This is a genomic window from Mesorhizobium sp. LNHC209A00 (assembly GCF_000502915.1).
Lineage (GTDB): Bacteria > Pseudomonadota > Alphaproteobacteria > Rhizobiales > Rhizobiaceae > Mesorhizobium.
Genome location: NZ_AYWT01000002.1, coordinates 542,353 through 555,318 on the forward strand (window position 1 = coordinate 542,353; position 12,966 = coordinate 555,318).

At 63.9% G+C, this 12,966-nt stretch carries 16 protein-coding genes; 9 read left to right on the forward strand and 7 right to left on the reverse strand.

All coding sequences use genetic code 11. The annotated features are described in order from the left end of the window. Positions 1-89: 89 nt before the first annotated feature. From hslU to hslV, 4 genes are read right to left on the reverse strand one after another with little or no spacing between them, the layout of a single operon-like run. The gene (hslU, locus tag X739_RS159965; RefSeq protein WP_023793208.1) at positions 90-1,400 is read right to left on the reverse strand and encodes an ATP-dependent protease ATPase subunit HslU; all 1,311 of its coding nucleotides are present in this window, start codon (positions 1,398-1,400) and stop codon (positions 90-92) included. A gap of 4 nt (positions 1,401-1,404) precedes the next feature. Then, a complete protein-coding gene (locus tag X739_RS159960) occupies positions 1,405-2,004 on the reverse strand; it encodes a DUF2585 domain-containing protein (RefSeq protein ID WP_023772150.1) in 600 nt (199 codons plus the stop codon). A gap of 8 nt (positions 2,005-2,012) precedes the next feature. Next, positions 2,013-2,528, reverse strand: a complete 516-nt coding sequence (locus X739_RS159955; protein ID WP_023781893.1) for a GNAT family N-acetyltransferase — start codon at positions 2,526-2,528, stop codon at positions 2,013-2,015. Positions 2,529-2,575: 47 nt separating this feature from the next. Next, positions 2,576-3,127 carry an ATP-dependent protease subunit HslV gene (gene hslV, locus X739_RS159950; protein WP_023772148.1) on the reverse strand — a complete coding sequence of 184 codons (552 nt, stop codon included), beginning with the start codon at positions 3,125-3,127 and terminating at the stop codon, positions 2,576-2,578. A gap of 233 nt (positions 3,128-3,360) precedes the next feature. Between hslV and hisB the strand changes: the two genes are divergently transcribed. The 9 genes from hisB to coaA are packed head-to-tail and all read left to right on the forward strand — an operon-like array spanning position 3,361 to position 9,128. Beyond that, positions 3,361-3,960 (forward strand): imidazoleglycerol-phosphate dehydratase HisB, encoded by a 600-nt coding sequence (gene hisB / locus X739_RS159945; RefSeq protein WP_023793212.1) that lies wholly within the window; start codon positions 3,361-3,363, stop codon positions 3,958-3,960. A 4-nt stretch (positions 3,961-3,964) separates the two neighbouring features. Then, a complete protein-coding gene (locus tag X739_RS159940; protein ID WP_023793214.1) occupies positions 3,965-4,441 on the forward strand; it encodes a DUF2628 domain-containing protein in 477 nt (158 codons plus the stop codon). 1 nt (position 4,442) lies between these two features. Next, positions 4,443-5,093, forward strand: coding sequence for an imidazole glycerol phosphate synthase subunit HisH (gene hisH / locus X739_RS159935; protein WP_023793216.1), 651 nt, complete (start codon positions 4,443-4,445; stop codon positions 5,091-5,093). Positions 5,094-5,096: 3 nt separating this feature from the next. Beyond that, positions 5,097-5,387, forward strand: a complete 291-nt coding sequence (locus X739_RS159930; protein ID WP_023793218.1) for a DUF1330 domain-containing protein — start codon at positions 5,097-5,099, stop codon at positions 5,385-5,387. Further along, positions 5,388-6,137, forward strand: coding sequence for a 1-(5-phosphoribosyl)-5-[(5-phosphoribosylamino)methylideneamino]imidazole-4-carboxamide isomerase (hisA, locus tag X739_RS159925; RefSeq protein WP_023793221.1), 750 nt, complete (start codon positions 5,388-5,390; stop codon positions 6,135-6,137). After that, positions 6,134-6,970, forward strand: a complete 837-nt coding sequence (locus X739_RS159920; protein WP_023793223.1) for an arginase family protein — start codon at positions 6,134-6,136, stop codon at positions 6,968-6,970. The genes hisA and X739_RS159920 overlap by 4 nt, the downstream gene beginning before the upstream one ends. Continuing rightward, positions 6,970-7,761, forward strand: coding sequence for an imidazole glycerol phosphate synthase subunit HisF (hisF, locus tag X739_RS159915; protein ID WP_031251953.1), 792 nt, complete (start codon positions 6,970-6,972; stop codon positions 7,759-7,761). Before X739_RS159920 ends, hisF begins: the two co-directional genes overlap by 1 nt. A gap of 59 nt (positions 7,762-7,820) precedes the next feature. Then, a complete protein-coding gene (locus X739_RS159910) occupies positions 7,821-8,144 on the forward strand; it encodes a phosphoribosyl-ATP diphosphatase (RefSeq protein ID WP_023793227.1) in 324 nt (107 codons plus the stop codon). A gap of 24 nt (positions 8,145-8,168) precedes the next feature. Continuing rightward, positions 8,169-9,128: a type I pantothenate kinase gene (gene coaA / locus X739_RS159905; protein ID WP_023772139.1), complete on the forward strand. Its 960-nt coding sequence runs from the start codon at positions 8,169-8,171 to the stop codon at positions 9,126-9,128. Between the two features lie 58 nt (positions 9,129-9,186). Here the strand turns inward: coaA and X739_RS159900 are convergent, their stop codons facing one another. From X739_RS159900 to X739_RS159890, 3 genes are all read right to left on the reverse strand, one after another. Then, on the reverse strand, positions 9,187-10,734 hold the full coding sequence (locus X739_RS159900) for a DegQ family serine endoprotease (RefSeq protein WP_023772138.1): 1,548 nt from the start codon (positions 10,732-10,734) through the stop codon (positions 9,187-9,189). Between the two features lie 186 nt (positions 10,735-10,920). After that, positions 10,921-11,640, reverse strand: a complete 720-nt coding sequence (locus X739_RS159895) for an MBL fold metallo-hydrolase (protein WP_031251954.1) — start codon at positions 11,638-11,640, stop codon at positions 10,921-10,923. A gap of 50 nt (positions 11,641-11,690) precedes the next feature. Continuing rightward, positions 11,691-12,857, reverse strand: coding sequence for a diphosphate--fructose-6-phosphate 1-phosphotransferase (locus X739_RS159890; RefSeq protein WP_023781905.1), 1,167 nt, complete (start codon positions 12,855-12,857; stop codon positions 11,691-11,693). Positions 12,858-12,966 lie beyond the last annotated feature (109 nt).

Below are 12,966 nucleotides of genomic sequence, written 5' to 3' on the forward strand. Positions count from 1 at the left end.
AAAGGTGGCCAGATGGTACCATCTGGCCACACATGGCTCCTGCCGGAGTTGTTACTTGATGCCGCGCCGGACTGCTCCGGCGTCTTCGTTCAGAGGATGAACCGCGACAGATCGGTGTTTCTGGAGAGGTCTCCGACATGCTTCTGGACATAGGCGGCATCGATGGTGACGGCCGTGCCGTTGCGGTCCGGCGCATCGTAGGAGATCTCGTCCAGTACCCGCTCCATCACCGTCTGCAGCCGCCGCGCGCCAATGTTCTCGATGCTGGCATTGAGGTCGACGGCGACGCCGGCCAGCGAATTGATGGCATCGTCGGTGAAAGTCAGCTCGACGCCTTCGGTCTTCATCAGCGCGATATACTGTTTGATCAGGCTGGCCTCGGTCTCGGTCAGGATGCGGACGAAGTCGTCCTTCTCCAGCGCACGCAGTTCGACGCGGATCGGCAGGCGGCCCTGCAATTCCGGCAACAGGTCTGACGGCTTCGAGACGTGAAACGCGCCCGAGGCGATGAACAGGATATGGTCCGTCTTCAACGGCCCGTATTTGGTCGCCACCGTAGTGCCCTCGACCAGCGGCAGCAGGTCGCGCTGCACGCCTTCCCGCGACGGGCCGCCCGAGATGTCCGACCTGGCGGCAATCTTGTCGATCTCGTCGAGGAAGACGATGCCGTCATTTTCCGCGGCGTCCAACGCCCGGCGCACCACCTCGTCCTGGTCGAGCAGCTTGTCGGATTCGTCGCTGACCAGCAGGTCGTAGGACTCCTTCACCGTCGTCTTGCGCAGCTTGGTCTTCTTGCCGCCCATTGCCTTCGACAGCATGTCGTTGATGTTGAGCACGCCGATATTGGCGCCCGGCATGCCGGGAATTTCGAAGCCGGGCATGCCGCCATTGCCGGTGTCGGCCACCTCGATTTCAATTTCCTTGTCGTCGAGTTCGCCGTCGCGCAACTTCTTGCGGAAACTATCGCGCGTCGCCGGGCTCGCCGTCTTGCCGACCAGCGCTTCCAAAACGCGCTCCTCGGCGTTGACATGGGCGCGTGCCTTCACGTCCTCGCGCATCTTTTCGCGAACCAGCCCGATGGCGATCTCGACCAGGTCGCGGATGATCTGTTCGACGTCGCGGCCGACATAGCCGACCTCGGTGAACTTGGTCGCCTCGACCTTGACGAACGGCGCGCCGGCCAGCCGCGCCAGGCGGCGCGAGATCTCGGTCTTGCCGACGCCGGTCGGGCCGATCATCAGGATATTCTTCGGCATCACCTCTTCGCGCATCTGGCCCTCCAACTGCTGGCGGCGCCAGCGGTTGCGCAAGGCGATGGCCACGGCGCGCTTGGCGTCCTTCTGGCCGATGATGAAGCGGTCGAGTTCCGAAACGATTTCGCGGGGAGAAAATGTGCTCATATCACTAAATTCCACTTTGCCACTGCTTGATGGCCTCGAACGGATGCAGCAGCATGATCACGTTGAGTGTAAGATTGTCCCGGATGAGGTAGCCGGTACCCAGTTCGAAGAGGATGGCGAGGCTGATGATCACCCATATAGGTAACCTTCGCGCCATCACAAATCCCAGCACCATGGCGAGTGTGTCGGACACCGAATTGATGATCGAGTCGCCGTAATAATCGAGCGAAATGGTGCCGGCGCGGTAGCGCTCGATGATGAACGGGCTGTTTTCGAGGATCTCCCAGCCACCCTCGACGAGGACGGCGAATGCCAGCCGCAAGCCGATCGGCGAGCGCGGGAACAGGAACCGGGCCAGCGCATAGAACAGGAAGCCGTGGATGATGTGCGAGAAGGTGTACCAGTCGGAAATGTGCTGGGAATTCTCCGAACTGTTGACCACGCCATGCCACAGCTTGACATAGCCGCAGGTGCAGATCGGCGGATGGCCCATCAGGTAGAGGGTGAGAGCCTGGCCGACGAGCAGGCCGGCGACGATCAGCAGCCCCATCCGCCAGCTGTCCTCGTAGGCCGAAAGGCCCTTGTCCTCGTTGGATGTGACCATGCCCTGGATTACCCCTCTTGCGCGTCTTCGGCATCGATCGCCATCAGCACGACGTCGCCATAGATCGACTGCCTGCGATCAATGGCCCGGAAACCCGCCTTTTCATAGGCGCGGATGGCCCTGAGATTGGCGGGGTCGGGATCGATGACGACACGCGGCACGCCTTCCTCGAACAGGTCTTCGACGAACTGACGCACGATGGCCGAGCCATGGCCGATGCCGATCAGTTCCGGCCGGCCGATCGAGACATCGATGCCCAGCGTGCCGAACGGCTGATCGGCATAGGGATGGCCGTCTTCCATATGCGGGTCATAGCTCTGCAGATAGGCGATCGGCTTTCCGTCGAGCTCGACGATCAGCGGCTCGACGGAGATCGAGTCTATGTGATCGGCAATCTCGGCGATTTCCGTCTCGGGATCGTCCCACCACTCCGCGACATGCGGCTGGGCGAGCCAGCCGGCGATCATCGGCAGGTCCTTTTTGGTCACCGGCCGAAAATCGTAGCTACTTTCTTGTTTGACCATGATCTTTTCCGAAAACCGGTTCCCACTTTGCGGGGTCATGGTCTGGTTCAGGCGGCATCGAGCGTTTCGACGACAAAATTGTTGTTGGTGTAGACGCAGATGTCGGACGCGATCTGCATCGCCTTGCGGGCGATCTCCTCGGCATCCTTGTCGGTGTCCATCAGCGCGCGCGCCGCGGCCAGCGCGTAATTGCCGCCCGAACCGATGGCCATGACGCCATGTTCGGGTTCCAGCACATCGCCATTGCCGGTCAGCGCCAGCGAGACCGACTTGTCGGCGACCAGCATCATCGCCTCCAGCCGGCGCAGATAGCGGTCGGTGCGCCAGTCCTTGGCGAGCTCGACGCAGGCGCGCGTCAGTTGGTCGGGATATTGTTCGAGCTTGGCTTCGAGGCGTTCCAGCAGCGTGAAGGCGTCGGCGGTGGCGCCCGCGAAACCGGCAATCACATTGCCGCCCTTGCCGATGCGGCGCACTTTGCGGGCATTGCCCTTCATGATGGTCTGGCCCAGGCTGACCTGGCCGTCGCCGGCGATCACCACCTTGTTGCCCTTGCGCACGGTCACGATGGTCGTGGCGTGCATGGTCAAATCATTGGACATTTCTTGGCTCCGATTCGCACCATCCCTTCAAAAGGCGATTTGGCGCGGTACGAGTGACTTTGATCGGCCATATGTATGCATGGGGCCAATGATTGCAAACGGCTCGATAGCGGCCGGGATCGCAACTGGCAATCGCCGGATCATGCTGCTAGAAGGCTCTCGTTTTCAAGCCAGCGAGCGCTTGAGACCCGTGAACCGGTCACGATCTGACCCACTGGCACAAGGATAGAGTGATGGCGCCTCGTTCCGCCGATGCAAGCCGCAAGACCGGGGAAACCGACATCTCCGTGTCGATCCATGTCGACGGCTCCGGCAAATCGGACATCGCCACCGGCGTCGGCTTCTTCGACCATATGCTGGACCAGCTTTCCCGCCATTCCCTGATCGACATGACCGTCAGGGCGACGGGCGACCTGCATATAGACGACCACCACACGGTCGAGGACACCGGCATCGCGCTCGGCCAGGCCCTGACCAAGGCCCTGGGCGAGCGGCGCGGCATCATGCGCTACGCCTCGATCGACCTTGCCATGGACGAGACGCTGACGCGCGCGGCGATCGACGTGTCGGGCCGCCCCTTCCTGGTCTGGAACGTCTCGTTCTCGTCGCCCAAGATCGGCACCTTCGACACCGAACTGGTGCGCGAATTCTTCCAGGCGCTGGCGCAGAACGCCGGCATCACGCTGCATGTCACCAACCATTACGGCGCAAACAACCATCATATCGCCGAGACCTGCTTCAAGGCGGTGGCTCGCGCGTTGCGCGCCGCGCTGGAGCGCGATCCGCGCCAGCCTGACGCGGTTCCCTCCACCAAGGGTTCTTTGAAGGGATAGCCTCATGACCGCCTATGTCGTGATGGAGCCACCTGGCCGCAGCGAGAAAGTCGACACGACGACCTTCGTCCGCGACGGCTTCACCTGGCTCGGCCTGCTGGTGCCGCCGCTGTGGCTTGCCTGTCACCGGCTGTGGGTCGAAGCGGCGCTCGCCTTTGTCGTCATGGGCGTGCTCTCGATGCTTGGCCAGAGACTTGGCCTTGGTGTTGGCGGCTCGCTTTTGTCGCTGCTCGTCTCGCTCTACGTCGGGCTGGAAGGCCAGGGCTTGCGCATCGCGGCGCTGCGCCGCCGCGGCTGGCATGAGTGGGGCGTCGTCGAGGCCGGCTGGCTCAGCGACGCCGACATGCGCTATGCCCTTGAGGTCGAAGGGCTTTCGGACGAAGCAGCACCCGTGCCGCGCATCGTTCCAGATGCCGCTTTGGCGCGCCCTGCGCAGCCGGGCATGGCGCTGGGGCTGACCCACATTCCGGGGCGGCGCTGAGATGCGGGTTGCGATCATCGATTACGGCTCGGGCAATCTGCGCTCGGCCACCAAGGCCTTCGAGCGCGCCGCGCGCGAGGCCGGCATCGCGGCCGAGATCGACCTGACTGCCGATGCCGACCGGGTGCGCACCGCGGACCGCATCGTCCTGCCCGGCGTCGGCGCTTACGCCGATTGCGCGGCCGGCCTGCGTGCCGTGGAAGGCATGTGGGAGGCGGTCGAGGACGTCGCCATCGCCAAGGGCCGGCCTTTCCTGGGAATTTGCGTCGGCATGCAGCTGATGTCCGAGCGCGGCCTCGAAAAGACCGTCACCAACGGGTTCGGCTGGATATCGGGCGACGTCAAGGAGATCACGCCTTCCGATTCGGCGCTGAAGATCCCGCAGATCGGCTGGAACACGATCGAATTGAGGCATAAGCACCCATTGTTCTCCGGCATTCCGACCGGCGAGACGGGACTGCATGCCTATTTCGTCCACTCCTACCATCTCGACGCAAGAAAGCCGGACGAGGTCCTTGCGGTCGCCGACTATGGGGGTCCGGTGACGGCCACGGTCGCCCGTGACAATCTCGCCGGCACGCAGTTCCATCCTGAGAAGAGCCAAGCGCTGGGCCTGGCGCTGATCACCAATTTCCTGCGCTGGAGGCCCTGAACCATGAGCAAGAAGGGCTACTGGCTGGTGATGCTGACGGTGACAGACCCGGAAGGGTATCAGCGCTACCGCGACGCTATCGGCGATGCGGTCTCGTCTTTCGGAGGCCGCTATCTCGTGCGCGGCGGACAAGTGACCAATCCCGAAGGGTCGGAATTTGACAGGCAGGTGGTGGTCGAGTTCGACTCTTATGAAACCGCGCTCAGCTGCTATCGATCCCCAGCCTACCAGACAGCGTTGCAGAACAGACTGGCGGCTTCGAGCGGACATTTCGCGATCATCGAGGGTGCCTGAGTGATCCTGTTTCCAGCCATCGACCTCAAGGACGGCCAATGCGTGCGGCTGAAGCACGGCGATATGGCGACCGCGACGATCTACAATGATGACCCCACCGCGCAGGCAAAAGCCTTTGAAGAGCAGGGTTTCGAGTGGCTGCATGTCGTCGACTTGAACGGCGCCTTCCGGGGCCAGAGCGTCAACAGCGCCGCGGTCGGAGCCATCCTGAAGGCGACCAAGAGCCCGGTGCAGCTCGGCGGCGGCATTCGCACGCTGGAGCAGATCGAGGACTGGCTCGACCGTGGACTGGCCCGCGTCATCCTCGGCACGGTGGCGGTGCGCGATCCCGATCTGGTCAGGCAGGCCTGCAAGGCGTTTCCGGGCAAGGTCGCGGTCGGCATCGACGCCAAGGGCGGCAAGGTAGCGGTCGAAGGCTGGGCGGAAGCCTCGAGCCTCGGCGTCATCGAACTGGCGAGGAAATTCGAAGGCGCCGGCGTCGCTGCCATCATCTACACCGACATCGACCGCGACGGCGTGCTGACCGGCATCAACTGGGACGCCACCATCGACCTCGCCGACGCGGTGTCGATCCCGGTCATCGCCTCGGGCGGGCTGGCTTCGATCGCCGACATCGTGCGCATGACCATGCCCGACGCGCAAAAACTCGAAGGCGCGATCTCGGGCCGCGCCCTCTATGACGGCCGCATCGATCCCGCGGAGGCGCTGGCGATCCTGCGCGGCCGGCCGGCGATGGAGCCGCGGTCATGAAAGTTTCGCTCATCCTGGCCTCCTATGACAGCGGCCACTATCATGGCGGCATGGGCCAGGGGCCCGACGCGCTGATATCGGGCGGGCTCGTCGATGCCCTGACCCTTGCCGGCCATGACGTCATGGTCGAGGATATCGGCAGGGTCGGCGACGGCCAGGAGCGCGAGATCGCCACGGGTTTTGCCGTCTGCAACGCCGTCTCGGGCGAGGTCCGCATGGCCCGCGACAGGGGGCGGTTTCCCATCGTGCTGGCCGGAAACTGCCTGACATCGGCCGGCGCCGTCGCCGGCGAAGGCGCCGACGCCATCATCTGGGCCGACCAGCACGGTGACCTCAACACGCCCGAGACGTCCGTCTACGGCTTTCTCGACGGCATGGCGCTGTCGACGGTGCTCGGCCTGTGCTGGCGTCCGATGGCGGCGGCCATTCCCGGCTTCAGGCCGATCGATCCCGCGCGCTGCGTGCTCCTCAACGCCCGTGATCTCGATCCGGCGGAGGAAAAACTACTCGAAACATTGCCCGTCATCCGGATGGAATGTCCCGGCGTGGCGCAAGCGACGGAAAAACTGAAGGCCGCCAGCGCCAACAGCGTGCACATGCATCTCGATCTCGACGTGCATGATCCCAAGGCGCTGCAGGCCAATCGCTACGTCACATCAGGCGGGCCGAACCCGGAGCAACTGCGCGACGCGGCCTGCGCCATGGCGCTTGCGGTGCCGGTCGTCGGCATTACCGTTTCCGCTTACGATCCAGCCTTCGATGCCCAGGCCGATGTGCCGCCGCTGGTCGGGCAGCTGCTCAACGATCTGCTTGCCACGATAGAGGGCCGCTGATGCTGAAAGCCCGCGTCATCCCTTGCCTCGACGTTAAGGACGGCCGTGTCGTCAAGGGCGTCAATTTCGTCGACCTCATCGACGCCGGCGATCCGGTGGAGGCAGCCAAGGCCTATGATGCCGCCGGCGCCGACGAGCTTTGCTTTCTCGACATCACCGCTTCGTCGGACAATCGCGAGACCATCTTCGACGTCATCGCCCGCACCGCGGAACAATGCTTCATGCCGCTGACCGTCGGCGGCGGTGTGCGCCAGGTGGCCGACATCCGAAAATTGCTGTTGGCCGGGGCCGACAAGGTGTCGATCAACACGGCGGCGGTGAAGAACCCTGATTTCGTCGCCGAAGCCGCCGACAAGTTCGGGAACCAATGCATCGTCGTCGCCATCGACGCCAAGAAAGTCTCCGGTCCCGGCGAGGCCGACCGCTGGGAGATCTTCACCCATGGCGGGCGGGAGAAGACCGGCATCGACGCCGTGGAATTCGCGCGGAAAATGGTCCATCGTGGTGCCGGCGAGATCCTGTTGACCTCGATGGACCGCGACGGCACCAAGGCCGGCTACGACATCGCGCTGACCCGCGCGGTGTCGGACGCGGTGCGCGCGCCGGTCATCGCATCGGGTGGCGTCGGCACGCTCGACCACATGGTCGAAGGCATTCGCGACGGCCATGCGGGGGCTGTGCTGGCGGCCTCCATCTTCCATTTCGGCACCTACACCATCGCCGAAGCCAAGGCGCATATGGCCGGGGCCGGCCTGCCGATGCGGCTGGACTCGCTGGGCAACAGGTCCTAGAGCATGCTTCCGAAGCCGACTTCGGGAAAAATCCGGCTTAAACAAGAAGATAGACCGACATGGCCGAGTTTTCGCTTTCCGACCTGGAAAAAATCGTCAGCCACCGCGCCCATTCCGGCGATCCGGATTCGTGGACGGCCAAGCTTTACGCCCGGGGCATCGACAATGCGGCGCAGAAGCTCGGCGAGGAGGCGGTCGAGACCGTGATCGCCGCCGTGAAGGGCGACAAACAGGGTCTCGTTTCCGAAAGTGCCGATCTTATATATCATTGGCTTGTCGTTCTCGGCATCTCGGGTGTTCCGTTGAACGACGTGCTCAAGGAGCTCGAAGCCCGTACCGGGCGTTCGGGCATCGCCGAGAAGGCGTCGCGGCCCAAGGGCTGATCGGGAGGAAGGGCAGGTATCTCGATGGATCAGCTCGCGCCAACCGAGAAATATTCTCCGTTTCGCTTCTTCTCGGCCGAGCAATGGTCGCGGTTCCGCGCCGATACACCGCTGACGCTGAGTGAGGACGAGTTCCGCCGCCTGCGTTCGCTCAACGACCCGGTCGACCTCGAAGAGGTCAAGCGCATCTATCTGTCCTTGTCGCGGCTTTTGTCGGCGCATGTCGAGGCGAGCCAGCTTCTGTTCCGGCAGCGCCAGGCCTTCTTCAACGCCGTCGACGTGGCCAAGACGCCGTTCATCATCGGCATTGCCGGTTCTGTCGCGGTCGGCAAATCGACCACGGCGCGCGTGCTGAAGGAACTTCTGGCGCGATGGCCGTCGAGCCCCAAGGTCGACCTCATCACCACGGACGGCTTTCTGCTGCCCAACGAGGTGCTGCGCCGCGAAAACCTGATGGAGCGCAAGGGTTTCCCCGACAGCTACGATGTCGGCGCGCTGCTGCGTTTCCTCTCGGGCATCAAGTCGGCGTTGCCCGATGTCCGCGCGCCGGTCTATTCGCACCTCACCTATGACGTCATCCCCGGCGAGTTCGTCACCATCGACAGGCCCGACATCCTGATCTTCGAAGGCATCAACGTGCTGCAGCCGGGCAAGCTGCCACAGGACGGCAAGATCGTGCCCTTCCTGTCGGACTTTTTCGACTTCGCCATTTACATCGACGCCGACGAGAAGCTGATCCACAATTGGTATATTTCCCGCTTCATGCGGCTGCGCGAGACCGCCTTCCGCGATCCGGACTCCTTCTTCCACCGCTATTCGCAGCTGTCGGAGGATGCGGCCAAGGCGATCGCCGAGGGCCTGTGGACCAACATCAACCTGAAGAACCTGCGCGAAAACATCTTGCCGACGCGCGCCCGTGCCGACTTGATCCTGCGCAAGGGCGCCGACCATCTGATCGAGGAAGTGGCGCTGCGCAAGTTGTAACAGATAGAACCCAGCTTGGCGGGCTCGTCCACAAGCCCGCCAAGCCGCTGTTCATGTGTCAGCCATTGGCGAACGGCACGGCGACATAGATCTGGGTGTCGCCACGCTCCACCAGAAGCAGCACCGATTTGCGTCCGGATTTGCCGGCTTGGGCAATGGCTTGGGTCACCTGCTTCGCACTCTTCACAGGAGCCTGGTTGACGGCGACGATGACATCGCCCGGCTGGATGCCAGCAGTCGCCGCCGGCTTGTCGGGATTGACGCTCGCAACCACCGCACCGTGCTCGTTCTCGGGGAGGTTCATCTGCTGGCGGATGTCCGGCGTGATATCCATCAAGCCTAGGCCAACGGCCGGCACGCGGGAACCCTGCTCGGTGCCCGGCGCGCTGGAGTCATCCGTCGAGGCCGTTTTCGCGTCGTCGCTGTTGCGCCCGACCTCCACCGAGATCTGCATGGCCTTGCCCTTGCGCCAGACATCCAGTCTCTCCTTGGCACCCGGCGCAACGTCGGCGACGGCTCGTGACAGGTCCTTGGGATCCTTGACGTCCTGTCCGGCGAAGCCGGTGATGACGTCACCGGTCTCGACGCCGGCCTTGGCCGCGGGCGAGCCGTCATTGACCTGCGAGACCAAGGCTCCGCCGGGATGATCCAGTCCGATGGCGCCTGCCACATCCGGGGTGACGGGCTGGATCTCGACGCCGAGATAGCCGTATTCGATGTTGCCGCCCTTCATCAGCTTGGCGACCACCCTCTCAGCCTGGTCCGACGGAATGGCGAAACCGACACCGACGCTGCCGCCATTGGGCGAATAGATCGCCGTGTTGATGCCGACGACGCTCCCATTGACGTCCACCAGCGGGCCGCCGGAATTGCCGTGATTGATCGGCGCGTCGATCTGGATGAAATCGTCGAACGGCCCGCTATGCAGGTCGCGGCCCCGCGCCGAGACGATACCGGCCGTTACCGTGGTGCCGATGCCGAACGGATTGCCGATCGCCAGCACCTGATCACCTGTCATGAGCTTGTCGGAGTCGCCCCATTTCACGGTTGGCAGCGACTTGCCGGCGTTGATCTTCAGCACGGCGAGGTCGTTCTTGGCATCGTGACCGACCAGCTTGGCCGGGAGCTCCGTGCCGTCGTCGAGCGTGACCTTTATCGAGGAAGCGCCGTCGACGACATGGTTGTTGGTGACGATGGTGCCGTCGGCACCGACGATGAAGCCCGAACCGAGCGCTTCGGCTCGCGGCGACCGCTGTTGCGGAGGCGTCTTGGGAGCGGGCATGCCCTGATCGCCGAAGTATTGGCGGAAGTAGTCATCGAAGGGCGAGGTGCCATCGAAGGGCGACGCTTCGTTCATTACCTCGGGCTGTCCCTTCATGACCGTGGTCACGGTCACGACGGCCGGCTTGGTTGTGGCCACGATCGGCGCCAACGAACCGCTCGGGGCCGTGGTCCCGGCAACGGGGGTCTGCGTCGTTGCAACCGTGTTGCCCGTGCCGACGCCGTTCGCGCTGTCGGCGAATGAGACGACAAAGGGAGAAACCAGCAGCGCGGCGCCCAGCAGGGCGGCGACGCGATGCCTACCAAGAATGCTCAGGTTTGACATGGTCGTTCTGTCCGGGCGAGGGGTTGATCCGCGCCGCGGGTCTTCCTGTGAGAAGTGCCCATCAGCGTGTCGACGGCCTGGGTTGCCTGCCTCGCCACGCATGGCGGCCGGCCGGATCGACCACAACTATCTAGGGCGCCGATCTGCGCGATTTAGGGTTTTAGCCCAACCTTACGAAGATTTAATTCAGAGTGCGCTTACGGACCGCAGATAGGCCGACGCGATTTCGCGCATGCGTGCGCCGTCGAAGCTCGGGCCGTGGCCGCCAAGGCCGATGCGGATCGGCAGGTCGAGCAGCCGGCGCATCGTGTTGCCATAGGCCTCCCGGTCGGAATCCGGCAAGTCGTCGATCAGCGTGTCATCATAGATAGCGTCGCCGCTGAACAACAGACCGTTGGCCTCATCGAACAGCGCGATCGAATCCGGCGAATGTCCGGGGAGATGCAGCACCCGAAATTGCCGGTCGCCGAGATCGACCACGTCGCCTTCGTCCAGCATGCGCGTCAACGGCGCCGGCGCTATCGCATAGTCGGCCGACTTCCAGCCAGGCGCCGGCAATTTCGAAACGGCGCCCTCTAGATCGTGGAACATGTAAGCGTAAGTCGCGGCCTCATCCATGCTCTCGAATTGCGCCGCGCTCATCCTTGGCCCAGCCCGCAGCGGAAATTCGTGCAGCGAGCCGACATGGTCGAGGTGGATATGGGTGGCGACGACCAGAAGCGGCTTGCCTTCAGGCGTCCTTATCTCCGGCGCAAGCGGACAGATGCCCATCCCGGTGTCGACCAGAAGGTCGGCGTCGCGGCCGGTGAAATGCCAGATATTGGCGCGCACATAGTCGTGCACGAACGGTTCGGTCAGCATCGTCGTCCTGTCGTCGACGATGCGCTTGGAGAACCAGTTATCCATCAGGTGTGAGCCGGGCATCAAGTGTGAGCCGGGCATCAGCGAAGCCGGCATCAGACGAACGGCTTTCCGACCTTGTATTTTTCCGGCACCAGCCGCTTGAGATAGGCCATGCCGGCCTCGGACAGTTGGTTGGCGTCGGGCTTCATGAAATCGTCGGGCATGTGGCGGGTCTTGCCGGCGACGTTCTTCAGCGGCACCTTCTTCAGCACTATCTTGCTGCCATCATATTGCAGCGCCACCGAGCCGCCACCCTGTTCGGCCACAGTGACGGCGAAGGCGCCGGCATCGAAGGCCTCCTGCGCATCGACCGCGCTGATGGAGCCGACGTAGCCGCGCGGCATGTAGCCGAGCGCATCGACGCGGGCACGCTTGCCCGGCAGCCCCTCGGCCAATGCCCGTTCGAGCGCCGCCGGCAGGTCGCTGCCCGAGAGTTTGACGTTGCCGTGCTGATCGCGCTCGAGCTTGTCCGCCGGCACCAGGCTTTCGACCAGCGCCTTGCCGTCGGCGGTGCTGACGCCTTCCGACACGGCGACGATGCAGCGCTTGTGGCGGTCGAGCGTGGCGCGCACGTCGTCGATGAAACCGGCGGCGGAGAACGGCCGCTCCGGGACGTAGACCAGATGCGGGCCGCTGTCGGAATCGAGCTGCCAGGCCGCCGACGCCGCGGTCAGGAAGCCGGCATGGCGGCCCATGACGATGCCGACATAGATGCCGGGAAGCGCGCGGAAATCGAGATCGACGGACAGGAAGGCGCCAGCGACGAATTCGGCCGCGGACATGAAGCCGGGCGTATGGTCGTTTTCCTCGAGATCATTGTCGATGGTCTTCGGCGCATGGACGAAAGCGATCTTGCCGCCGGCGGCATCGGTCAGGATCTGCTGCGTGCCCGAGGTGTCGTTGCCGCCGATATAGATGAAGGCGTCGGCGCCCGCCTTCCGCAGGCCCTTCAGGATGACCTCGCAATAGGCGGCATCCGGCTTGTCGCGCGTCGACCCGAGGGCGGCGCTCGGCGTTCCGGCGATCAGCCGCAGCCGGTCCTCCGGGATGGCGGAGAGGTCGACATAGTTCCCGTCACGGATGCCGCGCACGCCGTGCAGGGAGCCCAGCACCTTGGCGCCGGGATGGCGCCCGCGGATCTCCAGCGCGGCGCCCACGACCGTCTGGTTGATGACGGCGGTCGGGCCGCCGCCCTGCGCGATGACGAAAGTTCCGGCCATGCTTGATGTCTCCCTAGAGCATGACGCCGAAAGAGACGGATTCGGATTTCAGGTCGAACGGACCTGAAACCATCCGGCTCTAGGCGATGGTTTTCAGGTCACCTTGGCC

Bases quoted from the DNA above. Each gene is read 5' to 3' on its own strand.
- X739_RS159890 (WP_023781905.1), bottom strand. From the start codon at position 12,857: ATGGCCGGAACTTTCGTCATCGCGCAGGGCGGCGGCCCGACCGCCGTC.
- X739_RS159955 (WP_023781893.1), bottom strand. From the start codon at position 2,528: ATGGTCAAACAAGAAAGTAGCTACGATTTTCGGCCGGTGACCAAAAAG.
- X739_RS159960 (WP_023772150.1), bottom strand. From the start codon at position 2,004: ATGGTCACATCCAACGAGGACAAGGGCCTTTCGGCCTACGAGGACAGC.
- X739_RS159910 (WP_023793227.1), top strand. From the start codon at position 7,821: ATGGCCGAGTTTTCGCTTTCCGACCTGGAAAAAATCGTCAGCCACCGC.
- hisH (WP_023793216.1), top strand. From the start codon at position 4,443: ATGCGGGTTGCGATCATCGATTACGGCTCGGGCAATCTGCGCTCGGCC.
- hslU (WP_023793208.1), bottom strand. From the start codon at position 1,400: ATGAGCACATTTTCTCCCCGCGAAATCGTTTCGGAACTCGACCGCTTC.
- X739_RS159920 (WP_023793223.1), top strand. From the start codon at position 6,134: ATGAAAGTTTCGCTCATCCTGGCCTCCTATGACAGCGGCCACTATCAT.
- X739_RS159940 (WP_023793214.1), top strand. From the start codon at position 3,965: ATGACCGCCTATGTCGTGATGGAGCCACCTGGCCGCAGCGAGAAAGTC.
- X739_RS159930 (WP_023793218.1), top strand. From the start codon at position 5,097: ATGAGCAAGAAGGGCTACTGGCTGGTGATGCTGACGGTGACAGACCCG.
- coaA (WP_023772139.1), top strand. From the start codon at position 8,169: ATGGATCAGCTCGCGCCAACCGAGAAATATTCTCCGTTTCGCTTCTTC.
- hisB (WP_023793212.1), top strand. From the start codon at position 3,361: ATGGCGCCTCGTTCCGCCGATGCAAGCCGCAAGACCGGGGAAACCGAC.
- hisF (WP_031251953.1), top strand. From the start codon at position 6,970: ATGCTGAAAGCCCGCGTCATCCCTTGCCTCGACGTTAAGGACGGCCGT.
- hslV (WP_023772148.1), bottom strand. From the start codon at position 3,127: ATGTCCAATGATTTGACCATGCACGCCACGACCATCGTGACCGTGCGC.
- X739_RS159900 (WP_023772138.1), bottom strand. From the start codon at position 10,734: ATGTCAAACCTGAGCATTCTTGGTAGGCATCGCGTCGCCGCCCTGCTG.
- X739_RS159895 (WP_031251954.1), bottom strand. From the start codon at position 11,640: ATGGATAACTGGTTCTCCAAGCGCATCGTCGACGACAGGACGACGATG.